We start from the raw sequence: 23,540 nt of genomic DNA on the forward strand, positions 1-23,540 counted from the left end.
TTTCAGGATGCTTGTGGGGGAAGGAGCCCTGTGGAGATGGCGAACATGGCTAGATACCGTCGACACGCGATTGTGGGGTTACTTGCAGCGACAGCCGGTGTGACGGGCTCGTTCGCCGCGTGCTCGGACTCGTACCGTCACGGGCTCACCGGCTCCGGCTCGGGCCCCACCGGGACCGGCGGCAGCAGCGGCGGCACCGGCGGCGCGGGCGGCGAGGGGGGGAGCACGGGGACGTTCGGGGAGGGGGGGCGATGCGATCCGATCTGCTCCAACGATCTGAAGAAGATCCTCAGCTGCAATGGGGAGACGCTGGACACGTGCGGGCCGGAAGAGGGGTGCGTCAACGCGGAATGCATACCGGACCCATGCGAAGCGGCGAGGAGGTCGAAGAGTTCGTACGGATGTGACTATTGGGCGCTGAAGACGGCAATGGTGAACAACGGAAGCGGAACATGTTTCGCCGCTTTCGTGGCGAACACATGGCAAATGCCCGTCAAAATTAATGTGCAATACCAGGGGAACGAGCTCACCGACCCTGACTTGCCCTCCGAATTCATCTTTATTCCAGAGACGCAAGGCGCAACGACCACATATCGGCCTTATGTTCCTTCTGAAGGTCTTGGCATTGGCAAGGTTGCCGTCTTGTTCCTTGCCAGGAATCCGTTCGGTGGTACCTCGGCTGACGATTGCCCCGACCCTGCCGTGGCAGCAATTCAGGACGAGGCTGGCGTTCGAGGGACGGGTCGAGGAAGTGCCTTCCATATCTCGACGGACTATCCAGTCGTCGCTTATCAGATGGCTCCGTTCAGTAGCACAGGTGTGGCGCTCTCGTCGGCGACGCTGCTGCTGCCCACGAGCGCGTGGGACAACAACTACCTGGCAATCAACGCCTATGGATACTCCGGCGCACCTGCGTATGGCTCCCCATCCTTGGACATTGTCGCCTATGAGGATGATACCGAGGTAACTATCTTGCCCCGAGCCAAGATAGAGGAAGGGGAGAATGTGGCTGGCTCAGAAGCGAATGAGCCCGTTACGTATACTCTCGGTGCGGGCGAATTTTTGCAGCTTACTCAGAAGGATGAGCTGACCGGGAGCCCGATCGCGTCAACGAAGCCTGTGGGGGTCTTTGGCGGGCATGAATGCATGAAGGTGCCCGACAATGTAAACGATTGCGATTCCGCTCAGCAGCAGATTGCCCCGGTCCGCGCGACGGGTAACGAGTATGTGGGCGTTCGTTATCGTGGGCGCAATGGGGACGATGAGGAAGCCCCCCCTTGGCGGATTGTCGGCATGGTCGACGACACGGAGTTGACATGGATTCCGAGCGCTCCCGAAGGCGCTCCCATGTCGCTCAAGCTTGGGGAAACATATCAGTTTAATGCGCGAGGGCCGTTTACGGTCAAGAGCCAGAGTCCGAATAACCCGTTCTATCTTGGTGGCTACATGACAGGGGGTGTGCCGTTTCAGAGAGAAGGCGACCCTGAGTGGGTGAACATTGTGCCTCCGAGCCAATTCTTGGATTATTACGTGTTCTTCACCGACCCGAACTTTCCAGAGACGAGTCTCGTGGTCGTTCGGACGCCTTCCAAGCGAGATGGTTCGTTTGCCGACGTGGAGCTCGATTGCGCCGGGCCGCTCACGGGCTGGGAGGATATCGGTGCGTTCCAGTATACGCGTGTCAATCTCGTCAGCGGGAACTTCGAAGGCTTTGCGGGCTGCTCGAATGGACGCCGCGAGATGATTAGTGAGCTTCCGTTCGGTGTTACTGTTTGGGGGTGGGGAGCGATCCAGAACCACCAGTTGGTCTCATATGCCTATCCTGCGGGGGCAGGCTTTCAGCCAATCAACGATGTTGTTGTGCCCCCTTCCGTTCAGTAATAATCAATGTTTCCGCTAGCTCTTTGGCTGGTGCTCATTGCTGTGTGAGTAGTGGCCGTCGTTGCATGCGCTGCCGAGCATCGCGACGGCCATCGGTAGCATGAGCCGAGTCCGTCACCGCGACCGCCATCATGAGGCGAATGCGTCAGGAAGACGCTGAGGCGCGGCTGCAGCGAAAGAACGCATGAAGAAGCACCCTGTTGCAGTGATTGTGATCTCGGTCTCGGTTTTCGGATCGTCCCTTAACTGCGGCATGATCCTCGGCCTCGATGAGTTCTCCGACGCCGAGAGCGCGGGCGTCGGCGGCTCGACGGCAACGACTGCGGACTCTGGTAGCAGCACGTCGACAGCAGGGGGCGGCGCAAATCCGAGCCTAGCCCCGACGGTGCCGGTCCCGCGACTTCCCATGAACGGCGCAGATGTTGGCACAATGCGAAAGAGCGGGTCGCGACGTCCAAGGTTCGCATGGGAAGAGTCGATGGGAATGACGGACCGGCCTGTCGAGTACGAAATCCAGTATGGCACCGACCCGACGATGGCTGACGTTGTAACGATCACCACAGCGCGAGCCGAGTACCAGATCGATTCAGATCTGCAAGGTGAGCTGCTTCCGCCTGTGGGAAGGCGTTATTATTGGCGGGTGCGCGCCTGTTCACAGGGGGAATGCTCTTCGTTCTCTCCTGTGTGGTGGTTCAATGTCGGTCGGGTAAGATGTGATTTTAACGCGGACGGGTATGATGATGTGGCCGTAGGCGCTGTCTCGGTTACCAGGAATGACATCAATGCTGTGTACTTCTACTATGGATCCGCCGGAGTAGAGTTCGATGCGGCATCCAACGGTACAAAGACAAGGCCGTCTGACTCGGTTGCCGGCTTTGGTACGGCGCTTTCTTGCGCGGGCGATGTCGACGGTGACGGCTTCGCTGACCTCCTGGTAGGGGCGCCCTTCAGCGACCACTTGACCGGTGACGCATGGGTCTATTTTAGCGACGGCGGCGATATTTTCTCGGGTGTGCCATGGGAGCTTCGACATGGTTTGGAAGAGGGGGTCGAGTTTGGCGGAGCCCTGTCCGCGGCTGGAGACGTCGATGGGGATGGATTTGACGATATCATCGTAGGAGAGTTGGGAGGACCTTATGTATACCTCTATCGCGGGGACTCCTCAGAGCGTATTGCGGATCCGATATCGCTCTCTCTTGATGTGAATGCGTCGAGCGTGGTTGCAGCGGTGGCATCGGCAGGCGACGTGAATGGCGACGGTTTTTCCGATGTGATGGTATCGTTTCAGCCTCGTGACTCTCTGGGGCATCAAGCGGTGGGGTTATACTTCGGGGGGACAGGGCTTGGGTTCGATGCAGTCCCAGACATCGAGCTCGCCGCGCCCATGGAGGACTCGAATTTCGGTTCTGCGATCGCTGGGGCAGGCGATGTGAATGGAGATGGATTCGGGGATGTGATCGTCGGGTCACATGGTCTCAGTCGTAGCTATATATACATCGGCGGGCCAGATGGATTGAAACCTGCACCGTACTTGACGCTCGAGGGAAAGGCGCGCACAAATTTCGGTCTGGCTGTCGCGTCCGCCGGGGATATGAATGGGGACGGGTTTGGCGACGTAGCTGTCGGTACGAGCGATTACAGCAATGACCCTGGGACGGTATACATCTACATGGGCGGTTCGGGGACGATGCTGAATGGCAGTGCGGACGTGGCGTTTCATAGACCGGCCAATGGTGATGGATTTGGACCGGTCCTAGGTTCTTCGGGGGATGTGAATGGCGATGGCTTCTCGGATCTCACGATCGCTGCGCCTCAGGATGACGCCGTTTTTGTGTTCTTCGGCAAGTCGAAGGCGGAGAACCCTGATCCAGAGGACGGCTCTGTAATACAGCCGTTGATTGATTTGGTATTCGGTTCGGCGGTAGCAAGGCGATAGCGCAATGCGCATTATCGAGCACCGGAATCGGTCGGGAGGTACAGCAAATGAGCCACCACGGGCTCATCCTACACGGCCTGCTGCACACGCCCGCGTGTCCAGCTACCCCCGTCGGCCGACCGCCGCGCACCGTGGATACAGTGGTCCCATCCCACAGCAGTCCTCGCTCCTCGTGGTTCGACGCGCGAGATGTCTAGCGACTTTATGCCGCGGGCCGATCGGCGTGCGGTGGAACGCCCGTGTCAATCTCTGTCCACCGCTCTCATACGCGGCCGTCGGCGCTGACGTCTGAAGTTTCGGCCTCATGGGCCGGCTCTGTCACTCCGCCTGGATCTTTCTGGCGCAGCGCACGCCCTGGGTCCTGCCTGTGCGATCTTCGCTGTTTCTGAACGTTGTGTCATAGAGCGGGGCGATGGCATTCCCACCGCGAACCACGTATCTTGCTGCTCCAGAGCAGCCCTGGTTCGAGCAGTCCTCGCACGGCATCGGATAATCGCCGTTGCAATCCAAGGTCCACTCCGAGACGTTTCCTAGCATATCGGCATGGCCCCACCTCGCATCGCCGGACGGCGAGAACGAGCCGACAGGCAGGAACGCGGCGACGCTGCATCCGCTGGAGGAGCCGTCTCCTCGGCACTCATTGGCAGCGAACCCGCGCTCCCTCGAAGCGCCCCACGGATACACCCTCTGCTCGTCACCGCCGGCGGCGGCGTAGTTCCACTCGGCCTCGGTGGGCAGGTAGCCCCCGTCCCATACGCAGAATGCGAATGCCTCATACCACGTCACGCAATGGATCGGCCGGTGTTCGTTGGGGCCCGGCTCGGCGGTCCATGTCGGGTAGTACTCACATTCGAGCTGTACTTTGAGCTCCTGGGTGTTCGCCGAGAGCGAGGATGTCCAATCGAATTGCCACCCGCTATCGGTTACACCGGGGCGCTCCCCGACTCCCAGCGCCGGCGGATCCCTCCGCGTCCCCTTGAGCGCCTCCACGAACGCCCGAAATCGCCCTACCGTGACCTCGTATCTGTCGAGCCTGAAGTCGCTGACGGTGGCTGGATAGCTCTCCTCATTGCTTCGGTAGAACGTGCCTCCCGGCACGAGGTCAGCGGCGCAGCAATCCGCGTCTCCGTCGGGCCCGCAGCTCACTCCCGTGCCAGGCGCGTCGCCGCCCTGGCAGCTGGTCGGGACGCACACGCCGTCGCGGCACCCCGGGAAGGGCGGCGCGCACGGCGCCTCCTCGACCCACGCGCCCCCTTCGCATCGCCGCGGCTTCTCACCTGCGCACCCGCGCTCGCCCTCGGTGCATGGGACACATCGGCCCTTTGCGCAGACTGGCGCCTCTCCACTGCAAGGCCGCTGGGGGATCCACTCCCCATCTGCGCACTGCCGGGGCGTATCGCCGACACAGTCGCGCTTGCTGTGCTCGCAACCTCCTGCGCCGGAGCTCGAGTCGATGTCGCCACCGGCTCCTTCTCCTCCAGCGCTCGCCCGCGGAGCGTCCTTGAAGTCGTCGAGCCCGAGCACCAGGCCGCAGCCCGTCATCCCGGCCGCAATCGCCAGCGGAGCCATCCGCGCGCCCGCGGCGTGGCCCGTGCGCCGCCTTTTCACCGTCGACATGCGGCCCACGCTACACACCGTGCCGAGGTCGCGGAAGCACCGCGCGCCAGCCCGCCGCCTCAACCCCGCGCGCCCCGGACACAGCCGCCGGCTTCGGCGGCGGTCCTCGCACCTCCTGGTTCGACCCAGGAGACATCCTCCCCCGGCCCGAGTAGTCTCCCGCCCGGACGCCGGCCCGCATGCGGCGGAACGCCCGCGTCAACCTCGTTTTTCGAGCGTTGCTTGGAGGACAGCTCACCGTGATGGATCGACGAAACCTGCCGGGCCGTGCGCCGCGACGCCCGTCGCGCCTTCGCTGCGCGCTGACCGCAGCGGCCCTGGCCGCACCGGCCCTCGCCACGCTGGCGCCCTCCGCCGCCCGCGCGCAGGAACGGACCTTCTACCTCGATCGCCTCAGGATGGCCGGCGCCCCCGACGACGGGATCGGCGTCTGGCGCCCGCACATGGGGGAACGGACGCGCTTCTTCGGGCAGCTCGGGCTGGGGATGTCGGTCCACCCGCTCCGCGACGACAACTACGTCGACAACCTCGCCGTCGAGGAGCGGATCGAGGGCGACGGACCCGTCACCGCCCAGCTCATCACCTACCTGAACGCGGGCGTCGAGATCCTCGGCCGCGGCGCCCTCCAGGTCTCGTTCCCCATCGTCGTGTTCCAGGACGGCAACCAGACCTACCACCGCGAGATCGGCCTCAACCAGAGCGTCGACCTGAAGACCGCCTCCCCGATGGACCTCCGGATCGACGCGCGCTTCCTCGCCCTGGAGCTCGACGAGCGCCGCTTCCGGCTCGGCCTCACCGGCGCGGTCTTTGCGCCCATCGGCAACACGTACTCCTTCGCCGGCGACCGGGGCGTGAGCAGCTCGTTCGGCCTCGGCGCCGAGTACGACTTCAAGGATTTCTTCGTCACCCTGAACACCGGCGTCGCGATCCGGCCGCGCGTGCAGCTCCACGAGCTCGTCGTCGGCAGCGAGCTCACGTACGGCGTCGGCGGCTACGTCCCGCTCCTCGACGGCAAGCTCCGCCTCGGGGCCGAGATCTTCGGCTCGTTCGGCCTCCTCAAGGAGACCGCGGGCGAGCTCGATGCCTCACCCATCGAGTGGCAGCTCAACAGCAAGATGTTCCTCACCAAGGACAAGGCGGTCTACGTGGGCGCCGGCGTCGGCACCCGCATGAGCGGCGGCTACGCGCCCGATTTCCGGGGGGTCGCCCTCGTCGGCGGCTCGTTCGGCATCGCCGACTCCGACGCCCGCTCGCCCGGCTTCAACTACGTGATCACGGCGGAGAAGGACACCGACGGCGACGGTTACCCCGACGTCATCGACCTCTGCCCGGAGGACCCCGAGGACGGCAAGCAGCCCAAGCCGAGCGACGGATGTCCGGACATGCCCGACCGCGACGGCGACGGCATCCCCGACGTCGTCGACAAGTGCCCGGACGACCCCGAGGACAAGGACGGCATCGACGATCGCGACGGCTGCCCCGAGGAGGACGCGGACCAGGACGGCATCCCCGACGCCCAGGACAAGTGCCCGAAGGAGCCGGGGCAGGTCGTCGTCGAAGACCCGGAGAAGAACGGCTGCCCCTTCTACATCCGCAGGATCACGGGCTCCGCCGAGATCGAGATCATGAAGCAGGTCGAGTTCGAGTTCGACAGCTCCAGGATCCTCCCGCAGAGCTATCCGATCCTCGACGAGGTGGTGCGCCTGCTCAAGGCGAACCCCGAGATCAAGCTGCTCAGCATCGAGGGGCACACCGACAACCAGGGCACCATCGACTACAACGACCGGCTCGCGCACAACCGCGCTATCGCGGTCAGGGTCTACCTGATCAACAAGGGCATTCAGTCGGAGCGGCTGACCTCCGTCGGCTACGGCTCCCGCCGGCCGCTCGTGTCCAACGACACGCCGGACGGCCGGCAGCGCAACCGGCGCGTCGAGTTCCATATCAAGTCGCAGTCGATCGAGGGCCGCTAAGCTCCGGCCGGAGCGGCCGGCCTATTCTCCCCCCGAGATCAAGCGACGTTTGCGTGCACGTGCCCCGTCATGTGCACGCAAACGTCGTCTCCTGAGCGCCGGTCGGGTTCGACCCGGCCACGCGGGCGCGCGTCGGCGCTCCCGGGGACCGGCGTTCAGTCGTCGCGGTGCGCGAGCGCCGGGCGACGATGGTCGCACTTGCCGGGGATCGGAAAGCCGCAGACCGCCTCTTCCGTCAGGCAAACCTGCTGGGCGGGGCACTGCTCCGGATCGAGGACGTCCGGATCGCAGGGACGAGAGCAGAAATCGGGCCTCGCCAGCGGGGCGTCGTAGCGGCCGTCGCCGTCGACATCGATGTAGATCGGGTTCGTGATCGCATAGGGCGGGACCGGCGACCAGTCGGGCACCGTCGGCGTGGGCGCGAACAGGGCGCTGAGCGCGGGGATCCTGCCGAACGCGTCGCCGGCCAGCCGGGACAGCTGGATCTCACCGAAGGGGACGTCCAGGGAGACAGGGCTCATGAGGTTCCTGTCCTCGAGCCCCATGGCGATGATCACCACCCAGGAGTCGCGATCCGGCGCCGTGAAGGTGACCTTGCCGCGCACGTCCACGATCGCGCTCGGCGGCATGGCCGGCTCCAGCAAGCGGACCATCCGGCCGTTCAGGTAGATCTCCACACGATCGACGCCGAACCAGCTCGCCGTCTGGACGTCGAACAGGAGCTCGAGCGACTCCCCGGCGCTCGCCGCCGCCACCTCACCATACGTCTTGCCGCGGATCGTCGCGCGGATGAAGGGGCCGTACGTCGCGAAGGCGTGCGCGCCACGCAAGCTCTCGACCGCAGCCGGCGCCTCGAGGGCGGCAGGGGAGTCGGTCGCGCTCCGGAAATAGGTCCGCGGGAAGCCCGGCTCCTTCGACCCGTCGTGGCTGTCGCTGCTGGCGATCTGCGCCGGCGCGAAGCCCCGCTCGAGGTAGCGGAAATAGTCGTCCACCTGGCCTGCGCGGTACGTGCACGGCGCGTCGCGCGCGTCCTCGGGGACCGGATCGCCGCCGAGCGCCGCGGGCCCGCAGAGCTCCTGGCTGTCGGAGGTCGTTCCGGAGAAGCCCCAGTTCTTCGCCTGCTCGTCGGGCGTCCGGGCGAGGATGCGCTTCATCAGCGCCCACGCGAGCTCAGTGCGGGCGCGGCGCTTGCAATCGGAGACAGCGACAGCGAGAGCGACGCCAGCCGCGCCTGCGCCGGAAGCGCCGCCCGGCGCGGACGCCGCCGCGCACGGCGCTCGCAGCCAGCCCGCCACCTCGGGGCACGCCGCCTCGATCGCGGCGGCGCTCCCGGCGGCGTTCAGCCGCGCGAGGCAGCGGTTCCAGTGGACGACCTCGGCCACGCTCGGCGTGCGCACCAGATCGAACCGCTTGCCGTTGATGACCTCCATCGCGTCGAACGCGCAGCTGGCGGTCCGGAAGACGGGGTTGTTCTCCTCGAGGAACGTCGGCGTCCGGCCCATCGTGTACGTGTCGACGCCGAGCTGGTCGATGTAGCCGAAGAAGCCGTCGCGCGGGTGCGCGACGATGGTCAGCGGCGCCACCGTGCCGTCGCCGGAGGCCCGGATCGCGTCGAGGATCGCCCCGCCGGGCTCGCACGTCCAGTCGTGCGCCCCGTGGCCCGGGACGTCGAGCTCGTCGTACTCGAGCGGGAACCCGATGAAATGCCCCTGCTCCAGCGTGGTGATCTCCGCCCCGACCGCCGTGGCGAGGTGAGGCGCGAGACCGAGCGCGCGCGCGGTCGGCCGGTAGTCCGTCTCGACGTCGTGGTCGGTCGACACCGCGAGCTCCACGCCCTCCGCCGCCACGGCGGCCACCCGCCGCGGCAGCGCCATGCCGCTGTCGAAGCTCGGCTCGGAGTGGAGGTGCATGTCGGCCGACATCCACCCGCTCGTGTCGACCTCGCGCACGAGCGTGGCGTCGAGCTGGAACGTGCGGCCCGGCGCGAGCGTGACGTCGCGCTCCACGTAGATGCCGTACTCGATGCCTCGCGACACCGTGATCCGGTATCGCCCCGGCTCGATCTCGACCTCTCCTTCGCCGGTGGCCGTGACCTCGACGGCGCGTTTGCCGTTCCCGAGACGCCCGTCGCCGAGGTAGACCCTGCGCCGGCCGTCGCCCTGGAGCCTCCGCCCCGCCTCGTCGAGCGAGGCGAAGGCGAGCTTGGCCGGCACCCGCTGGCCTGCCTCGTCCGCGACGCGGTAGCGCACCCTCGCCGGCGCAGGGAGGCGCGGCGACACGGCGACCTCCTGTCCGGCCCGCAGGCTCACCCGGACGGGCGCCGACATCGCCGTCCCCGCCGCGTTCCTCGCCACGAGCAGGTAGCTGCCGGGCGGCAGAGCGCCGCGGAAATCGCCGTCCTCGGACGGGTCGAGGCCGAGATCCGCGTCGATCTCGTCGATGAGGCCCACGTCGCCGCGCGCCTCGCGGTTGGCCGCCACGAGCTCGTCCAGCGAGGCGAAGGGCCGCGCGGGATCGGGATCGGCGAAGACGAACACGCGGGCGTTCGGCGCGGCCTCGAGGGTGTCCTCCCAGAGCACGTGGCCGCTGACCGCGCCCGTCGCGGTCCCGCGGAGCCGGTGCATCACGCCCGTCACGCTCGAGACGTCGCCGTCGCCCACGGCGAGGTAGCGCTCGTAGCTCAACGCGCGGTGGGCGTCGCACGCCGCGTCGTCCTCCTCGCTGAACAGGCACGATCGGCTGGCGGACAAGAACGCCGTCGCCGCGCTCGCGAAGAGGGGCACGTTGACCACCGATGGCGCCGCGCCCTCCTCGGCCTTCGTGAAGTAGCCGTAGCTGACGTCGCCGCCCGCCGCGGCCACGAAATCGAAGGTGAGCGGCGCCTGGAAGGAGTTCCGCCCCGCGTTCCACGCGTCCTGGACCGCCGTGTCCTCGTCGAAGCCCGCTCCGGGCGCGAAGACGTCGTTCTGGTTGCCGAAGAACACGAAATCTCCGGCGACGATGCCGGCGCGGCGCGACGACGCCTCCTGCGCGGCCTCCGGCGGGTCGCCGAGGATGCCGCCGAACACCGAGACAGGGGCCGTGGCGTTGTCCAGCGGCAGGACGTCGCTGCACGCGCAGGTCAGGCAGCCGCCCGGATCCTGCTGAACCCCGTTCGGGCACGGCGCGCAGCTCCTCTGGGGCTCGCAGCCGGGCGGCGGCCTGTCGTCGAGCAGGAGCACCGTGCGCACCGTCACGAACCGATCGCCCGGGTGAAGGAGGTAGTCTGTCCGGAAGCGGATCCTGGAGCGGACGTCGGGGAAGAAGAGGCCGAGCAGATCCTCCTGCGCCCGGAGCAGGCCTATCGCCTCGAACAGGAACTCTCCGTCTCCCTCGACGCGGATCCCGGCCTCTGCGCCGTCGGAGCCGTCCGCGAGCACGGAGACGTCGGTCGCCGTGGGGTCGGGCACGATGAGGTTGGCGAGCGAGAACATCTCCGCGAACCGGTCCCGCCCCTGGCCGCCCTCCTCGCCGATCCGGCCGCGCCGCCGGTCGACGTCGACGATGGCCCCGCCGAAGATCCCCGGCCCAGGCGAGTCCCGCCCGCCAAGGATCGCCACGCGGATCTGGTCGTTCTCGAGGAGGAAGTCGCCGATGTCCGCCATCGCCACCGGGCCGCCGACGAGCTCGGCGCGCTGCTCTATCCGCTTGGCGCGGAGCAGCCGATCGCCCCCGCAGCTCGGCAGCGCGGGGGCGGCGAGCGCGGCGGCGGCGAGCGGGACGAGCGCTACCCTGGTGAGCGAGCGGTGGGTTCGCCGCACAGAGATCTCCCCTACAGCGAGAGCTGGAGTTGCAGGAGGAGCGCGTCGTTCGAGAGCGACAGCCCGCCGAGCTCCTCACGATGCGTGTATTCGAGCTGCGCCTTCACCAGATCGTCGTACGCGTGGTAGCTCACGCCGCCGGTGAGCACGAGGTTGTCCCCTTCATCGTCGATATCCAGGTTGGGGTCGATCCACTCCACCCGACCCGAGACACCGAGCCTCCGGGCGATGAGCATGTAGCCTGCCTCGAAGACGAGCGCGAGCGACGAGACCGAGGTGATCTGCGCGATCGGCTGGGTGGGCACCGCCTTGGGGCTCGCCCCGGTCCAGAGCACCTCGCCGAGCGCGTGCAGCCCCGCGGCGTGCACCAGGACGTCGGCGCTCGCGCCATAGAGCGCGCGCGCGCCGCCGTCGCTGAAGAAGCCGTCGGCGCCGACCCCGAGGCGGAAGGGCGAGCGGGCGACGTCCTGGAGCGTACGGCCGAGCGGGCCCTGCGGCTCGGTGGCGACCCGGCCGGCGACGGCGATCCCCTCGAAGCGGTTGCCGAGGGGAGCGAGGCTCTCGGAGGGACCTGCGTAGAACTGATCCGAGCGCTGGAAGGCGTTGTAGACGCCCGCGTGACAGCTGAAGGCGCGGTCCTGGAAGTGCCCTTCGGCCTGGATCCCGACCTGCGTGAACGGGGCGATCGCGCGGACGGCGAGCGGCCGCTCGGCGAGGGCGCCGTCACCGGCGCCGGTCATCGCCGAGCGCGAGAAGGGCACGGTGCGCGCGCCCGCGATCACCTCGAACGCGCGCGCCGCCGTGACGCCGGCCCACGCCTCGTGGATTCGCGCCGTCCCCTCGTCGTCCCCGGCGAGCTCCGTGGAGATGGCGAACCGCACGAGCCCCGCGACGTCGCCGCGCAGCCCGGCGCGGACCCGGCGCAGCCGGAAGCCGGGCCGCTCGGCGCTGTCGCCGGCCTGGCTCAGCGCGTCGTCGCCCACGTAGGGCGCGGCTTGCAGCGCGAGCAGCGCGATCGGCGCGATCTCCAGCGGTCCGAGCGCGACCCGCACCCGCTCCCGGAAGCCCGGCGGCAAGAGGTCGCCGCTCGCGGCCGCCGGAGACGCCGGCGCTGGCGCCTCGCGCGGCCGTGGCTCCCGCGCGGGCGCGCTCGCCCGAGCGGCCGGCGCCGCTGCGCCTTCCGGCTCGCCGGCCGCCTCGACCCCTCCTGCCTGCGCGTCACCCGGGCTCGCGATCGCGGCGGCGGGCTCCTCCGCCGCGGGCTCGGGCTCCTGCGCACGCGGCGTCGCGACGGCGAGGAGGACTGCGGCGCCGCCTGCGACGCGAGCGAGGTGCCTCATGGATTCAGGTCTCCTGGAGGGCTGCCTGGAGCGCCCCGTGCCGCTCCGGATGGCCAGTGGTCGTCCCCCCGCGCCGTGTCCACCCGGCGAGGTGCCCGGGAAACTAGAGGAAGACACGCGGCGCTGCAATCCGCGCGGCGCGCTGTGCTAACGCTCGCGGCCTGCCCGCTCCTCGCGCAGCAGCGGAGGGAAGGGGAGCGCCACACTTCTTATGGAAATGCCCGGTTCGAGCCCGCCCGACAGCGATCCCGCGCCGCGGGCCGACGCGTCCGCCGCCCCACCACCCCGACCTCCCGGCGCGGCGCCTCCCGCGGTCGGGAGCGAGAAGCGCTGGCCTTGCGACAGGGCGTTCGTCGCGACGTTCGTGCTCCTCGCCGTCGCGGCCGTCGTGCCGATATGGCGGGTGCGGTTCCTGCCGCTGCTCGATCTGCCGAACCACCTCGCGGCCGTCCATATCTGGCACAGCTTCGATGAGCCCTGGACGCGCTTCAGGGACTTCTACGAGCTCAGCCTCCGTCCGGCCCCGTACGGCGCCTATCACATCCTGACGCACGTGATCGCCTATGCCGTCGGCCTCGAGAACGCGAATCGCGTCGTGCTCTCCGGTTATGTGCTCGCCATTCCGGCGGCGGCGCTCGGCTGGGCGCGCCGGACGCGGCGCAGCCCCTGGCTCTCGGTCCTCACCTTCCCGCTGGCCTTCAGCCTCTCCTGGGCGTGCGGCTTCCTGCCGTTCCTCGTCGGGGTCGCGCTGCTGCTCGTCGGCGTCGTCGCGCTGGACGCCTACCTCGATCGGCCGAGCCCCGGGCGCGGGGTCGCCGTCGCGCTGCTCAGCGTCGGCTGCGGCCTCAGCCATCCGCTCATCCTCTTCGGCTATTACGTCTGCGTCGCCGTGCTGATGCTCTGCCACCTGCCCCGGTGGTCGCGGATCGCCGTCGCGCTGCCGCTCTTCGCGCCCGCCGTCGCGCTCGTCCTGTGGCAGCTCGTCGCCTTCAAGAGCCCCATGGTCGATCTGCGGAGCGGCCCGCGGTTCCAGGGCGTCTGGGTGCCATGGCACGAGATGCTCCGATCGTTCCCCGAGTACACGCTCGACTCGGTATCGGGTGATCTCGACACCCGGCTCTTCTGGGTGCTCGTCGCGGTGGCGTCGCTGCTGGGCCTCTCCGGCGTCGCTCGGCGTTTCCTCCCGGGCCGGAGCCTTCCCGCGCGCGAGCCGGCCCCGCCTTCCGGCTCGTTCCTCGACCGGCTGCACCGCCATCGCTCTCTCGCCCTCTGCGCGGCGATGGCGCTCTGCTATTTCCTCGTGCCGCTGCACCTGGCTCGCCCCTTCGACTGGTGGTTCGTGAGCGGGCGTTTCTCCCCGTTCATCTGCTTCTTCGGCTTCCTGGCCATCACGGCGCCGCTCCAGGGCCGCTCGCGCCTCCTGGTGGCCCCCGCCGCGGCGGCCGCGCTCGTGCTGCCGCTCCACCTCTCGGAGAAATATGCGCGCTTCGATGAGCGGGTCGAGCCGTTCGCCCGGATGGTGGAGCGGATCCCGCCGGGCGCCGAGGTCCTCTTCTTGACCCTGCCTCCACGGACCGATGAATCGCTGATCATCGAGGGCACGAACCACTTCTCGTCGTGGGTGCAGATCCTGCACGGGGGCTTCAGCGCGGACGGCTGGCACAACGTGGGTTTCCCCTTCACGCTGAAGCGTCGTCTCCCCGCGCCGCCGTCGAACCGCGGTGAGTGGTTCAAGCCGGATGTCCATGGCGTCGCGTACGATTACGTGATCCTCCGGAACGAGCGGCCCGATAAACCGCTATTCACCGCGGCGCACCCCTCATTTCGCCGGATCGAGCGCGATGGCGCCTTCACGCTGTACCAGCACACGCGCTGAGCGACGCCCCGGTCGCACCTCCGCTCGGCGCGGCCGAGCGCGCCGCGGTCGTGTGTCGCGTGTCGCGTGTTGCCGAACACCCGGCGCGCATCGGTGATGTCCAGGCGAGGCGCCTCATCCCCGCCGATCTGCCGTCGTTCCAGGCACCGACAGGGTAGTCTACGATCCTTGCGGTCGGCCACCCCTCGGGTGCGTCGCGCCGAGGAGGGGAGCCGCTTGCCGATGTCGACAAGAACCCGCGCAGTCCGTCGCCGCCCGCTGGCCTGGAGCGGAGGGCTCGCCGCCGTGGTCGGGCTCGCGCTGGCGTCCGGTGTGGCGCCGTCCTGCGCCGGCGCGGCAGGCCCCGACATGCCGCGAGGAGGCGGAGGCGAGGGCGCTGCCGATTGTCCGGCCGACTGCGCCGCGGACCCGACCGCCCCGCTGTGCGACAGGGAGACGGGCGACTGCGTGGCCTGCCTGCCCGGCCCCGTCGCGTGCCCGCCCGGTCATTATTGCGATCCCGAGGCGAAGCGCTGCCTGGCCGGCTGTGAAGCCGAGTCCGACTGCGCTGCTCCGCTCACCTGCGATCCAGCGAAGCACGCCTGTGTTGCCTGTATCGTCGACGGCGACTGTCCCCTGGGCGCGCTGTGCACCGGAGAAGGCGAGTGCGTTCAGGGCTGCTCGGCGGCGCACCCGTGCGAGAGCGGCGCGGCGTGCTGCGATGGAGTCTGTCGGGACCTCCAGACGGACGCGCTGAGCTGCGGCATGTGCGGTCGCGCCTGTCCGGAGCTCTCGCACGCCGGGATCGGCTGCGTCTCGGGCGCGTGCGCGCTCACCGCCTGCGAGGACGGGTTCCTCGACTGCAACCACGACCCGGCGGACGGGTGCGAGCACGATGAAGCAGAGCGCGGGCGCTGCTCGTGCACGCCGGGCGACACGAGGGCGTGTTACGAGGGACCGCCCGGCACCGAGGGGGTCGCTCCCTGTGCCCCCGGGGTCTCCACGTGCAGGCCGAGCGGCCTCTCGTGGGGGCCGTGCCTCCACCAGGTGCTGCCGGCGCTCGACGTGTGCGCCGACGGCGTCGACAACGACTGCGACGGTACCGTCGACAACACACCCGATCAGGACGGCGACGGGTGGACGATCTGCGATGGCGATTGCTGCGACTCCCCGTCGGACGGGTGCAGCGCCCCGGCTCTCGTGAACCGCGGCGCGTTCGAGGTGGCGGGTAATGGGATCGACGACGACTGCGACGGCGTGGCGGACAACACCGCGCCTTGCGACGCCGGGCTCACGAGCGACTCGGCGACCGCGCTCGATTACGCGAAGGCGATCGACCTCTGCGTCACCACGACGGCGAGCCCGCCGTCGCGGTCGCAGCGCACGTGGGGGGTCCTCTCCGCGAGCTTCCACCGCGCCGACGGCGCCGGCGCGCCGGCGGCGGCCCAGCGGTCGATCCGCCAGGGCTTCGGCTCCGGCATCGCTCCGCTCCGGGGCGCGCGGCTCGCTGTGCTCTCGACCGGCGTCGCCGCGGCCGAGGCGGCGCCGAACAACACGAGGCCGAGCTTCGCCCCGTTCCAGGGCGGCCAGGACATGGGGACGTCGAGCAGGGTGCCCGCGGACTGGCTCGACGCGAACGGCGACAACCTCCCGAACGCGCCCGGGTGCCCTGACCCGCAGGGCGGCGCGACAGCCTACGATCCCGTGATGCTGAAGCTGCGCGTCCGCGTGCCGACCAACGCGAGCGCGTTCAGCGTCTCGACGTTCTTCCTCTCGTCCGAGTATCCCGAGTGGGTGTGCAGCCGCTTCAACGACTTCTTTCTGGCGCTCCTCGACTCGACGTTCGAGCCCTTTCCAGGCGAGACGGCGAACCCGGCGGACGGGAACCTCGCCTTCTATGACCCGCCGCCCGCCGGGGCGCCGGTCTACCCGCTGGGCACGAACCTCGCGTTCGGTGGCACCGGGCTCTTCACCCAGTGCGTGAACGGACCGACAGGGTGCGGCGGCGGCGCCACCCCCGGCACGACGACCACCTGCACGAGCATCGCCCAGCTCCGCGGGACGGGGTTCGATGCCACGAGGCCGCGCGCCCAGTTCGACGGTGAGCCCGGCTGGTGCGGCTCGAGCGAGCGCGCGGGCGGCGGGACCGGATGGCTGGTCATGCACGGCAATGTCACCCCAGGTGAGATCATGGAGCTGCGCTTCGCACTTTGGGACACCGGCGATCCCTGGAACGATTCCGTGGCCCTCCTCGACAACTTCCAGTGGTCGACGTTTGCCTCGACGCCCGGCACGCGCGAGTGAAGCGCCGCGCAGTGCGGGGGCGCGCGACCGCAGCGGACGGACGGCGACCCGATTACACTGCGCGGCGCACCGAGGACCGCGGCACGCATCCCTCGGCCTCGCGCTCGTCAGGAGCGCTTCCGTTCATCACCCAAGGAGACTGCATGAGGAGAACGATCACGCCGCTCGCGCTGTTGCTCGCGAGCCTGTCTTTCGCCACGCTCGGCTGCGATAGCAAGGGGAGCGACGCGACCCCGGGGGCGGTGGCCGAGGGCAAGCCGACCGAGAGCGCCGCCCCTGCGGCGACGACGGCCGCGCCGGCGGCGACGGCGGCCGTGCCGGCCGCGGCGACCGTCGAGCCGACGGCCGCTGCGTCGGCCGCGCCGGCGGAGACGGCCGCGGCGACCGCTGAGCCGGCGGAGACGGCCGCGCCGAAGGCGACGGCCGCTGCCTCTGCCGTCGCGGCCGCGGGACCAGCGTCGACCGGCGCTGCTCAGGCGGGCGAGAAGAAGTTCGAGTGCGGCGCGAAGGGCCAGAAGCTCTGCCCGATGCAGGCCTGGATGAAGAGCACGATGGCCTCCGCGACCTCGAGCGGCGACGCCGCGAAGATCGCGACGGCGCTGCAGTACGTGGCAAGCAAGCCGCCGCCCGGCATGGGCAGCTGGGTGGGCATCTCGAAGGCCGGCATCGCCAAGGCGAAGGCCGGCGACGTCGACGGCGCGAAGGCGAGCTGCAAGCAGTGCCACGACCTCTACAAGGAGCAGTACAAGAAGACGATGCGCGATCGCCCCTGGTGAGCGCCCGCAAGCGGCGCGGCGGACCCGCTCCGGTTCGCGCCGCTCGCCGCTGCGCCCCCGCGGCTCGCCGCAGCGAAGTTCCCGTAACCGAACGACATTTCGCGGTCTCACGGCGCCCTCGCGAGCGCTGCGCGCCGCTTCCTGGAGCGCCGCGAGCGGCGAGCGTCGCCGTCGCGCACCCGGCCCTCGATCGCTGCTCGGCCGGCAGGGCGCGGGACAAACATCTTGGACGGGCGGGGGTGATGCGATAGAGCGCTGATCTGATGGCGCGCGCTGCTCGCACAGGCCCCGGGGGTGCCCATGCGCCTGCCACCTCGTCGACTCGCGCGCGGGGGGCCGGCAGATCGAGCGGTGCAGCGGCTGGTCCGCGCCCGCGCGTCGGCCAGGCCGCCGACCCGTTCTCGAGCGGCGCGACGCCGCCCTCGAAGCCGCGCGCGGGTGCGGCGCCGCGGCTCACGGGGGACACGGCCCTCGACGTCAGGTCGAGCACGGCGGCCCCGCCCGCGCCGAGCGTGCGCCCTCCAGCGGCGCCGAGCGTGCGCCCTCCAGCAGCGCCGAGCGTGCGCCCTCCAGCGGCCCCTGCGCGGGCGGACGCGGGTGCTCCAGCGGCCGCCTCGAAGCGGCCTCCTCCGCCGGACGAGGACGAGGACGACGACGACGACGACGCGCGGGGCGGCGCGCAGCGCGGCCGGCCGCGAGGCCCGTTCACGCAGCACCGGCGCCTCGACTCGCTGCGCAGCCTGCTGCAGAAGCACCCTGCCGGCCTGACGATCTACGATCTCGCGCGCGAGCTCAACGTCACGCCGCGCTCGCTCCGGCGCTACCTCGTCGAGGTCAAGCGCGAGCTCGATCTCGTGTCGGTCGCCACGCGCCCCGGGGGCCCTCGTCTCTGGCGGCTGTCTCCGAGCGAGGCGCCCCGGCGCGTCGAGGTGCGGCGGACGCAGGCGTACGCCCTGCTCGCCGCCCGCCGGCTGTTCGAGCCGATGCGCGGCTCGACCCTGTTCGAGGAGATCGACCTCGCCGCGCAGCGCCTGCTCGGCGTCGCCCGCAGGCCTGGGCGCGGCCCGAACGCCGGCGTCGCCGACGCGCGGCTGGAGGAGCGCTTCCTCTATCTCCCGTTCGCCCCGAAGGACTACGCCGCGCGCACCGAGGAGCTCGACGACCTGTTCCAGTCCGTCGCCGACCTGCGACCCCTGCGGTGCCGCTACCGCCGCTCGCGGGACGGGCGCGAGGAGCGGGTGCTCATCCACCCGTACGCGCTCGTCCTCTACAAGGACGCGATCTACTGCGTGGGCCTCCACGTGGGGCGCGGCGAGGTGCGCACGTTCCTGCTCGATCGCATGCGCGACACGGAGTGCGCGGTCACCGAGCGGTTCGAGCTGCCCCCGGATTTCTCGATCGACGACTACTTCCAGGGCCAGTTCGGCATCTGGCGCGGGGGCGAGCCCCGGCGCGTCGTGATCGACTTCGACGAGCGCGTGACCGAGTTCGTGCGGACGCGCAAGGTGCATCCCTCTCAGGAGATCACGCCGCTGTCCGGCGGCGGCGTGCGGCTCACGATGCTCATCGGCGACATGACGGAGCTCGCGACGTGGGTCCTCGGCTTCGGCGAGACCGCGCGCGTGGTCGAGCCGCCCGACCTCGTGGACCGCGTGAAGCGCGAGCTCGCCGGCGCGCTCGCCCGCTACGAGGAGCCGCCGGCCGAGGTCTAGCTCCGCGGTCCAGCGATCCCCTGGCGGATCGCTGGCCCACGGAGCCGACCCGCCTCAGCGCGAGGCGTAGAGCGCCTCGTCGATCATCTTCTGGTGCTCCGCCGGATCCGCCCAGCGGGCGCGCCCCTCGGGCGGGAGCTGATCGATCGGATCGAAGTACGTGTACCGCTGCCCCGGCTTCACGCTCGGCGCCTCGAACACCGAGATCCCGGTCGTGCGGTCGTAGTGCTCGAACGAGTGCGCGTCGCGCTTGCCCCCGCCGCCGGGCGCGTCGACGACGAACGTCGGCGTGTTGAACCCGGCGGTCGACCCGCGCACGTGCTTCTCGATCGTGAGCCCTGTCGCCAGCGTGGTTCGGAGGTCCTCCACGCCCCGGACGAGGTCGTGGATGTAGACGTAATAGGGGTGCACGTGCACGTGCCCCAGGCGCTTCACGAGCAGCTTCATCGTCTCGGGCGTGTCGTTCACCCCGCGCTGCAGCACGGACTGGTTCCTGACCGTGATCCCCCGCTCGAAGAGCTTGTTCATCGCGTCGCGGGTGATGCCCGTGATCTCGTTCGGGTGGTTGAAGTGCGTGTGGATCACGACCTCCTTGTGCAGCTTCCGGCCGAGCTCGACCGTGCGCGTGACCGCGTCGATCCACTCGTCGTCGGTCAGGATCTTCTGCGGCATCACGGCCGGGCCCTTCGTGGCGAGGCGGATGCGCTGGATGTTCGGCATCCTGAGGAGCGTCTCGCCGATCGCGCCGAGCTGCTCGGGCCGCAGGTTGTACGCGTCGCCCCCGGAGACGACGATGTCCTCCAGCTCGGGGCGTGACGCGATGTACGCGTAGGCCCGCTTCCAGCGCTCCTCGTCGACCTTGAAGTGGGTCTTCTCGACCTCCTCCGTGTCGATGCCCACCGCGTAGCTGCGCGTACAGAAGCGGCAGTACACGGGGCACGTGTCGAGCGGCAGGAAGAGCGCCTTGTCGGCGTACCGGTGCGTCAGCCCGGGGACGGGCGCGTCCGCGCGCTCGTGCAGCGAGTCGAGCCCGAGCTTCGGGTGATCCGGCAGGAAGCGCGAGGCCAGTGGGATGAACTGCGTACGGAGCGGATCGCCGTACGGATCGTTCCAGTCGATCAGAGAGAGCATGTACGGCGAGACCCGGACGCTCATCGGCGCGCGCGCGAAGCCCTCGGTCGCGTCCCGGATGAAGTCGTCCGACACCATCCCGCGCAGCGTGTCGAGCAGCTTGTCGGGGCGGGTGATCGACTTCTTCGCCTGCCACCGGTGGTCCATGAACTGCTCGTCGGTCACGTCGGCGTAGGCCGGGATCCTCCGGAAATCGGGCAGCTCGAGCAGGGTCGCGTGATGGAGGGACGCCGGGTCCACCGGCGGCTTGAGGGGCGCGATGTCGTGGCTTCGCTTGGTGAGTTCGATGAGGCTCGAGGTGGTCGTCATGTCGTGGACCCTTGCTCGCGCGGAGCAAAGAGAGCGTCGAGGGATGGCCGCGTGCCTGCGCCTGCGCGTCTCGGGGCCTGCCCGGGAGAGGCTGCGGCAGCGGTTCCTGGGAGCGTAGCATCGCGGTACCCCGTCGGGGGCGATGTGCGCCGCTCGTCGCCGACGGTGTCTCCGGCGGGCGGGCGGGCGGGCGGGCGGTTGGTTGGCGTGTATACGCGCGCGGCGGGCGAGCCGGTCAGGGCTCGATCGATGCGACCGTGGTGTCCCGGGTCGTGCGGTAGCGCGCGTAGTAGGTCCGAACGCGCGTCACGTACGCCTGGGTCTCTGCGTACGGCGGGATGCCGCCGTGCCTCATGACCGCCCCTTCGCCGGCGTTGTAGCCGGCGATGGTGAGATCGAGATCTCCGTTGAAGAGGTTGGCGAGGATGCGCAGGTACCGCGTTCCCCCGAAGATGTTCTCTCGCGCGTCGAACGCGTCGCGCACCTGCATGCGGAGCGCGGTCTCCGGCATCAGCTGCATCAGCCCCTGCGCGCCGACGGGCGAGACGGCCCGCGGATCGTAGTCGCTCTCGCACTTGATCACCGCGCGGACGAGCTCCTCGGGGATCTGGTAGAGCGCCGCGGCCTGCCGGATCCACGCGTCGTAGCGGCCGAAGCGCTCGAGCGATTTGTCGCTCGGCGCGACGGGCGTCACGCCGGCGCGCGCCGAGGAGCGGCGCCCGTCGCCCTTGATGTACAGCTTGAACCGCGCGTCGCCGGTGGGGCGGTTCGCGAAGTGCACCGTCCCATCCGCGTCGGTGTACGTGAAGATGTCGGCGAGCGCGCTGCCCGGGTGCAGCGCGAGGACGGCGAGCCCGAGCGCGGCGGCGAGGGCGCGCAGGGGCACGCGAAGGGAAGGCCCGGAGGTCGGCGGGGCAGGCATCTCTCGGTTCAGCATAGGTTGCGATCGTCCGCTCGCGCAAACCGCACCGTATCGGCGGAAATCGTCGTGCCGGTGGAATCGGAGGAAGCCGAATTGGAGAGCAACGCCGCGGGCCCACGCCGTCATTCCGAGGACGCCGTCGTGAGGCCATCCGGCGCGCCGCGCCCCAGTCGTAGAAGCTCGGTCTGGTGAGCACGTCCCGGGCGCTGTAGTAAGGCGGGCGCCATGGAGATCGGCTGGCGGCATGTGCTCGCGGGGGTTGCGGCCCTCTTCATCCTGTTCCTCGTCGTCAAGATGCGCCCTGCCCGGCGGCGCCGGGACGCGCTGAGCGCCGAGGTGCAGGCAGCGCGGGAGCGCGCGCGGCGCGCCGCGACCCCGCGCGAGCGAGCCGAGGCCCTGTGCGACGCTGGCGTACAGGCGATGCACGGCGGCCGCCGCGTCACGGCGGCCGTGGGCTTCTTCGTGCGCGCGATGCGCGCCGACCCGACCTCGGCCCGGGTCATCGAGCTCGCGAGCGGCGCGCTGGCCAAGCGCAAGCCCCGGCTCCTCGAGAAGATCCTCTGGCGGAGGCTCGCGGTGCTCCCCTGGGACGGCGAGCACCGCGACGCGGTGCGCGCGGCCGCCGGCGGGCTGGAGGCGCTCTACCGGCGCGGGATCCGTGACCGCAGCCGGGCGGAGATCATGCGCAAGCTGACCCGGACGCTCGGCTGAGCCTGCGGCGCGAGGGTGCGTCATCGGGCGCGCAGCCGGCCGGCCGCGAGGACGTGCAAAGATGTCAGGAGACGTCACGTCCCCCAGAACGATCGCGGCAGCGCGCCGCGGTTCGACAGCGCGACGAGGTCCATGAGCAGCGCGATCGTCACGTGGACCAGGAAGCCCGAGTAGATGCTCTTCGTGCGCATCGCGAGCGAGCCGAGCGCGATCCCGGCGACCACGGCGCCGGCCGCCTCCAGGTACGGCTTGCCGAAGTGGATCATGCAGTAGGGGACGATCATCGCGAAGATCGCGCCGGAGCCCAGCGTGTGCCGCAGGCCGGCGAGCCAGAAGCCGCGGAAGAAGATCTCCAGCGCGAAGAACTGGGCGAAATACATCGTCTCCCACGCGATGAGGTCGAACCAGGAGCGGGAGGACTGCTTGTAGAACGGGTAATAGGTCCCGAAGTCGGGCGCGCTCGCGACGACGAACACCGCCGGGACCACGACGGCGAGGCAGAGCAGGTAGATCCATGCGTGCTTCGCGAGCCCCCGGACGCGCAGCCCCATGTCGAGCAGGCTGTCCTTCGGGAAGCAGGCCTTCCACGCGACCATCGGGATGGCGACGTAGCCGAAGACGCGGGTGAACGACCACCAGACGTAGCCGTAGAGCTCGTCGTAGCGGCGGAGCGAGACGGGCAGCAGCGTCCCGGCCGGCGAGAGCGCCTGAGCGAGCTCGATCTCCCGCAGCCACGGCCGGATGTGCTCGTCGTAGACGGCGCGGCCGCCGTAGTACTGCTGCAGCATGAGCACGACCGCGGTGATGGTGAACAGGACGGCGGGGCGGCGGTCGTAGCCGCCGGCGGCCAGGGTGCGCCGCTGGTGCTCGTGGGCCTCGACGTCGAGCTCCCGCCAGGTGCGCCGGAAGAAGAGCCAGAGGACGGGCGCGAGCGCGATGTACGCGATGACCGGGAACAGGGCCTTGAGGACGGTGCTCCCCAGGGCCGACGAGGGCCCGGCGAGGCGAGAGCTGACGTCCGAGAGGGGTGGCTGCAGCGGCCGGAGCCGGTCGACGTGCGCCACGAGCCAGCTCCCCAGGTTGAGCATCGGCGCGCCCTGTACCACGATCCGCGGCCCAGCACAGCGGCGACACACGGGCGACGCGGGGTCTCGACCGCCGCCGGCGCCGCCCTTCCGCAGCGCGGCCTTGCGGCGCCCCGCCCGGCTCTGCTAGATCGCGCCCCTCTTCAAAGCCGCGCGAGTCATCTCGCGCATGTCCGGCGCAGGCCTCG

Annotated in this window: 15 protein-coding genes; 8 read left to right on the top strand and 7 right to left on the bottom strand. The window is 69.6% G+C overall.

The window, feature by feature from the left end; genetic code table 11:
* Positions 1 to 137: 137 nt before the first annotated feature.
* A complete protein-coding gene (locus POL72_RS46030; RefSeq protein ID WP_272103267.1) occupies positions 138 to 272 on the bottom strand; it encodes a hypothetical protein in 135 nt (44 codons plus the stop codon).
* A 157-nt stretch (positions 273 to 429) separates the two neighbouring features.
* Here POL72_RS46030 and POL72_RS46035 point away from each other — a divergent pair, with 157 nt between their 5' ends.
* Together POL72_RS46035 and POL72_RS46040 are read left to right on the top strand one after the other, a co-directional pair.
* A complete protein-coding gene (locus POL72_RS46035) occupies positions 430 to 1,881 on the top strand; it encodes an IgGFc-binding protein (protein ID WP_272103269.1) in 1,452 nt (483 codons plus the stop codon).
* 184 nt (positions 1,882 to 2,065) lie between these two features.
* Positions 2,066 to 3,817 carry an FG-GAP-like repeat-containing protein gene (locus POL72_RS46040; RefSeq protein WP_272103271.1) on the top strand — a complete coding sequence of 584 codons (1,752 nt, stop codon included), beginning with the start codon at positions 2,066 to 2,068 and terminating at the stop codon, positions 3,815 to 3,817.
* A gap of 318 nt (positions 3,818 to 4,135) precedes the next feature.
* On the opposite strand, the gene POL72_RS51465 is transcribed toward POL72_RS46040, so the two are convergent.
* Positions 4,136 to 4,915, bottom strand: coding sequence for a formylglycine-generating enzyme family protein (locus POL72_RS51465; protein ID WP_272103272.1), 780 nt, complete (start codon positions 4,913 to 4,915; stop codon positions 4,136 to 4,138).
* A gap of 761 nt (positions 4,916 to 5,676) precedes the next feature.
* Between POL72_RS51465 and POL72_RS46050 the strand changes: the two genes are divergently transcribed.
* Complete coding sequence (locus tag POL72_RS46050; protein WP_272103874.1) at positions 5,677 to 7,407, top strand: OmpA family protein; 1,731 nt, start codon at positions 5,677 to 5,679, stop codon at positions 7,405 to 7,407.
* A gap of 155 nt (positions 7,408 to 7,562) precedes the next feature.
* Here the strand turns inward: POL72_RS46050 and POL72_RS46055 are convergent, their stop codons facing one another.
* Complete coding sequence (locus POL72_RS46055; protein WP_272103274.1) at positions 7,563 to 11,207, bottom strand: CehA/McbA family metallohydrolase domain-containing protein; 3,645 nt, start codon at positions 11,205 to 11,207, stop codon at positions 7,563 to 7,565.
* Between the two features lie 11 nt (positions 11,208 to 11,218).
* On the bottom strand, positions 11,219 to 12,547 hold the full coding sequence (locus POL72_RS46060; RefSeq protein WP_272103276.1) for a porin: 1,329 nt from the start codon (positions 12,545 to 12,547) through the stop codon (positions 11,219 to 11,221).
* Between the two features lie 211 nt (positions 12,548 to 12,758).
* Between POL72_RS46060 and POL72_RS46065 the strand changes: the two genes are divergently transcribed.
* From POL72_RS46065 to POL72_RS46080, 4 genes are all read left to right on the top strand, one after another.
* A complete protein-coding gene (locus POL72_RS46065) occupies positions 12,759 to 14,423 on the top strand; it encodes a glycosyltransferase family protein (protein WP_272103277.1) in 1,665 nt (554 codons plus the stop codon).
* A 222-nt stretch (positions 14,424 to 14,645) separates the two neighbouring features.
* Complete coding sequence (locus POL72_RS46070) at positions 14,646 to 16,706, top strand: MopE-related protein (protein ID WP_272103278.1); 2,061 nt, start codon at positions 14,646 to 14,648, stop codon at positions 16,704 to 16,706.
* Positions 16,707 to 16,849: 143 nt separating this feature from the next.
* Positions 16,850 to 17,482: a hypothetical protein gene (locus POL72_RS46075; protein WP_272103280.1), complete on the top strand. Its 633-nt coding sequence runs from the start codon at positions 16,850 to 16,852 to the stop codon at positions 17,480 to 17,482.
* A 560-nt stretch (positions 17,483 to 18,042) separates the two neighbouring features.
* Positions 18,043 to 19,194, top strand: a complete 1,152-nt coding sequence (locus tag POL72_RS46080; RefSeq protein ID WP_272103282.1) for a helix-turn-helix transcriptional regulator — start codon at positions 18,043 to 18,045, stop codon at positions 19,192 to 19,194.
* Between the two features lie 54 nt (positions 19,195 to 19,248).
* Here the strand turns inward: POL72_RS46080 and POL72_RS46085 are convergent, their stop codons facing one another.
* Together POL72_RS46085 and POL72_RS46090 are read right to left on the bottom strand one after the other, a co-directional pair.
* Positions 19,249 to 20,634, bottom strand: coding sequence for a KamA family radical SAM protein (locus POL72_RS46085; protein WP_272103284.1), 1,386 nt, complete (start codon positions 20,632 to 20,634; stop codon positions 19,249 to 19,251).
* A gap of 235 nt (positions 20,635 to 20,869) precedes the next feature.
* A complete protein-coding gene (locus tag POL72_RS46090; RefSeq protein WP_272103285.1) occupies positions 20,870 to 21,571 on the bottom strand; it encodes a transglycosylase SLT domain-containing protein in 702 nt (233 codons plus the stop codon).
* A gap of 210 nt (positions 21,572 to 21,781) precedes the next feature.
* On the opposite strand from POL72_RS46090, the gene POL72_RS46095 reads away from it, so the two are divergent.
* Positions 21,782 to 22,267 (top strand): hypothetical protein, encoded by a 486-nt coding sequence (locus POL72_RS46095; RefSeq protein WP_272103287.1) that lies wholly within the window; start codon positions 21,782 to 21,784, stop codon positions 22,265 to 22,267.
* 74 nt (positions 22,268 to 22,341) lie between these two features.
* Here the strand turns inward: POL72_RS46095 and POL72_RS46100 are convergent, their stop codons facing one another.
* Positions 22,342 to 23,355 (bottom strand): CPBP family glutamic-type intramembrane protease, encoded by a 1,014-nt coding sequence (locus POL72_RS46100; protein ID WP_272103289.1) that lies wholly within the window; start codon positions 23,353 to 23,355, stop codon positions 22,342 to 22,344.
* Positions 23,356 to 23,540: the final 185 nt, after the last annotated feature.

It is taken from the genome of Sorangium aterium (assembly GCF_028368935.1).
GTDB classification, from domain to species: domain Bacteria; phylum Myxococcota_A; class Polyangia; order Polyangiales; family Polyangiaceae; genus Sorangium; species Sorangium atrum.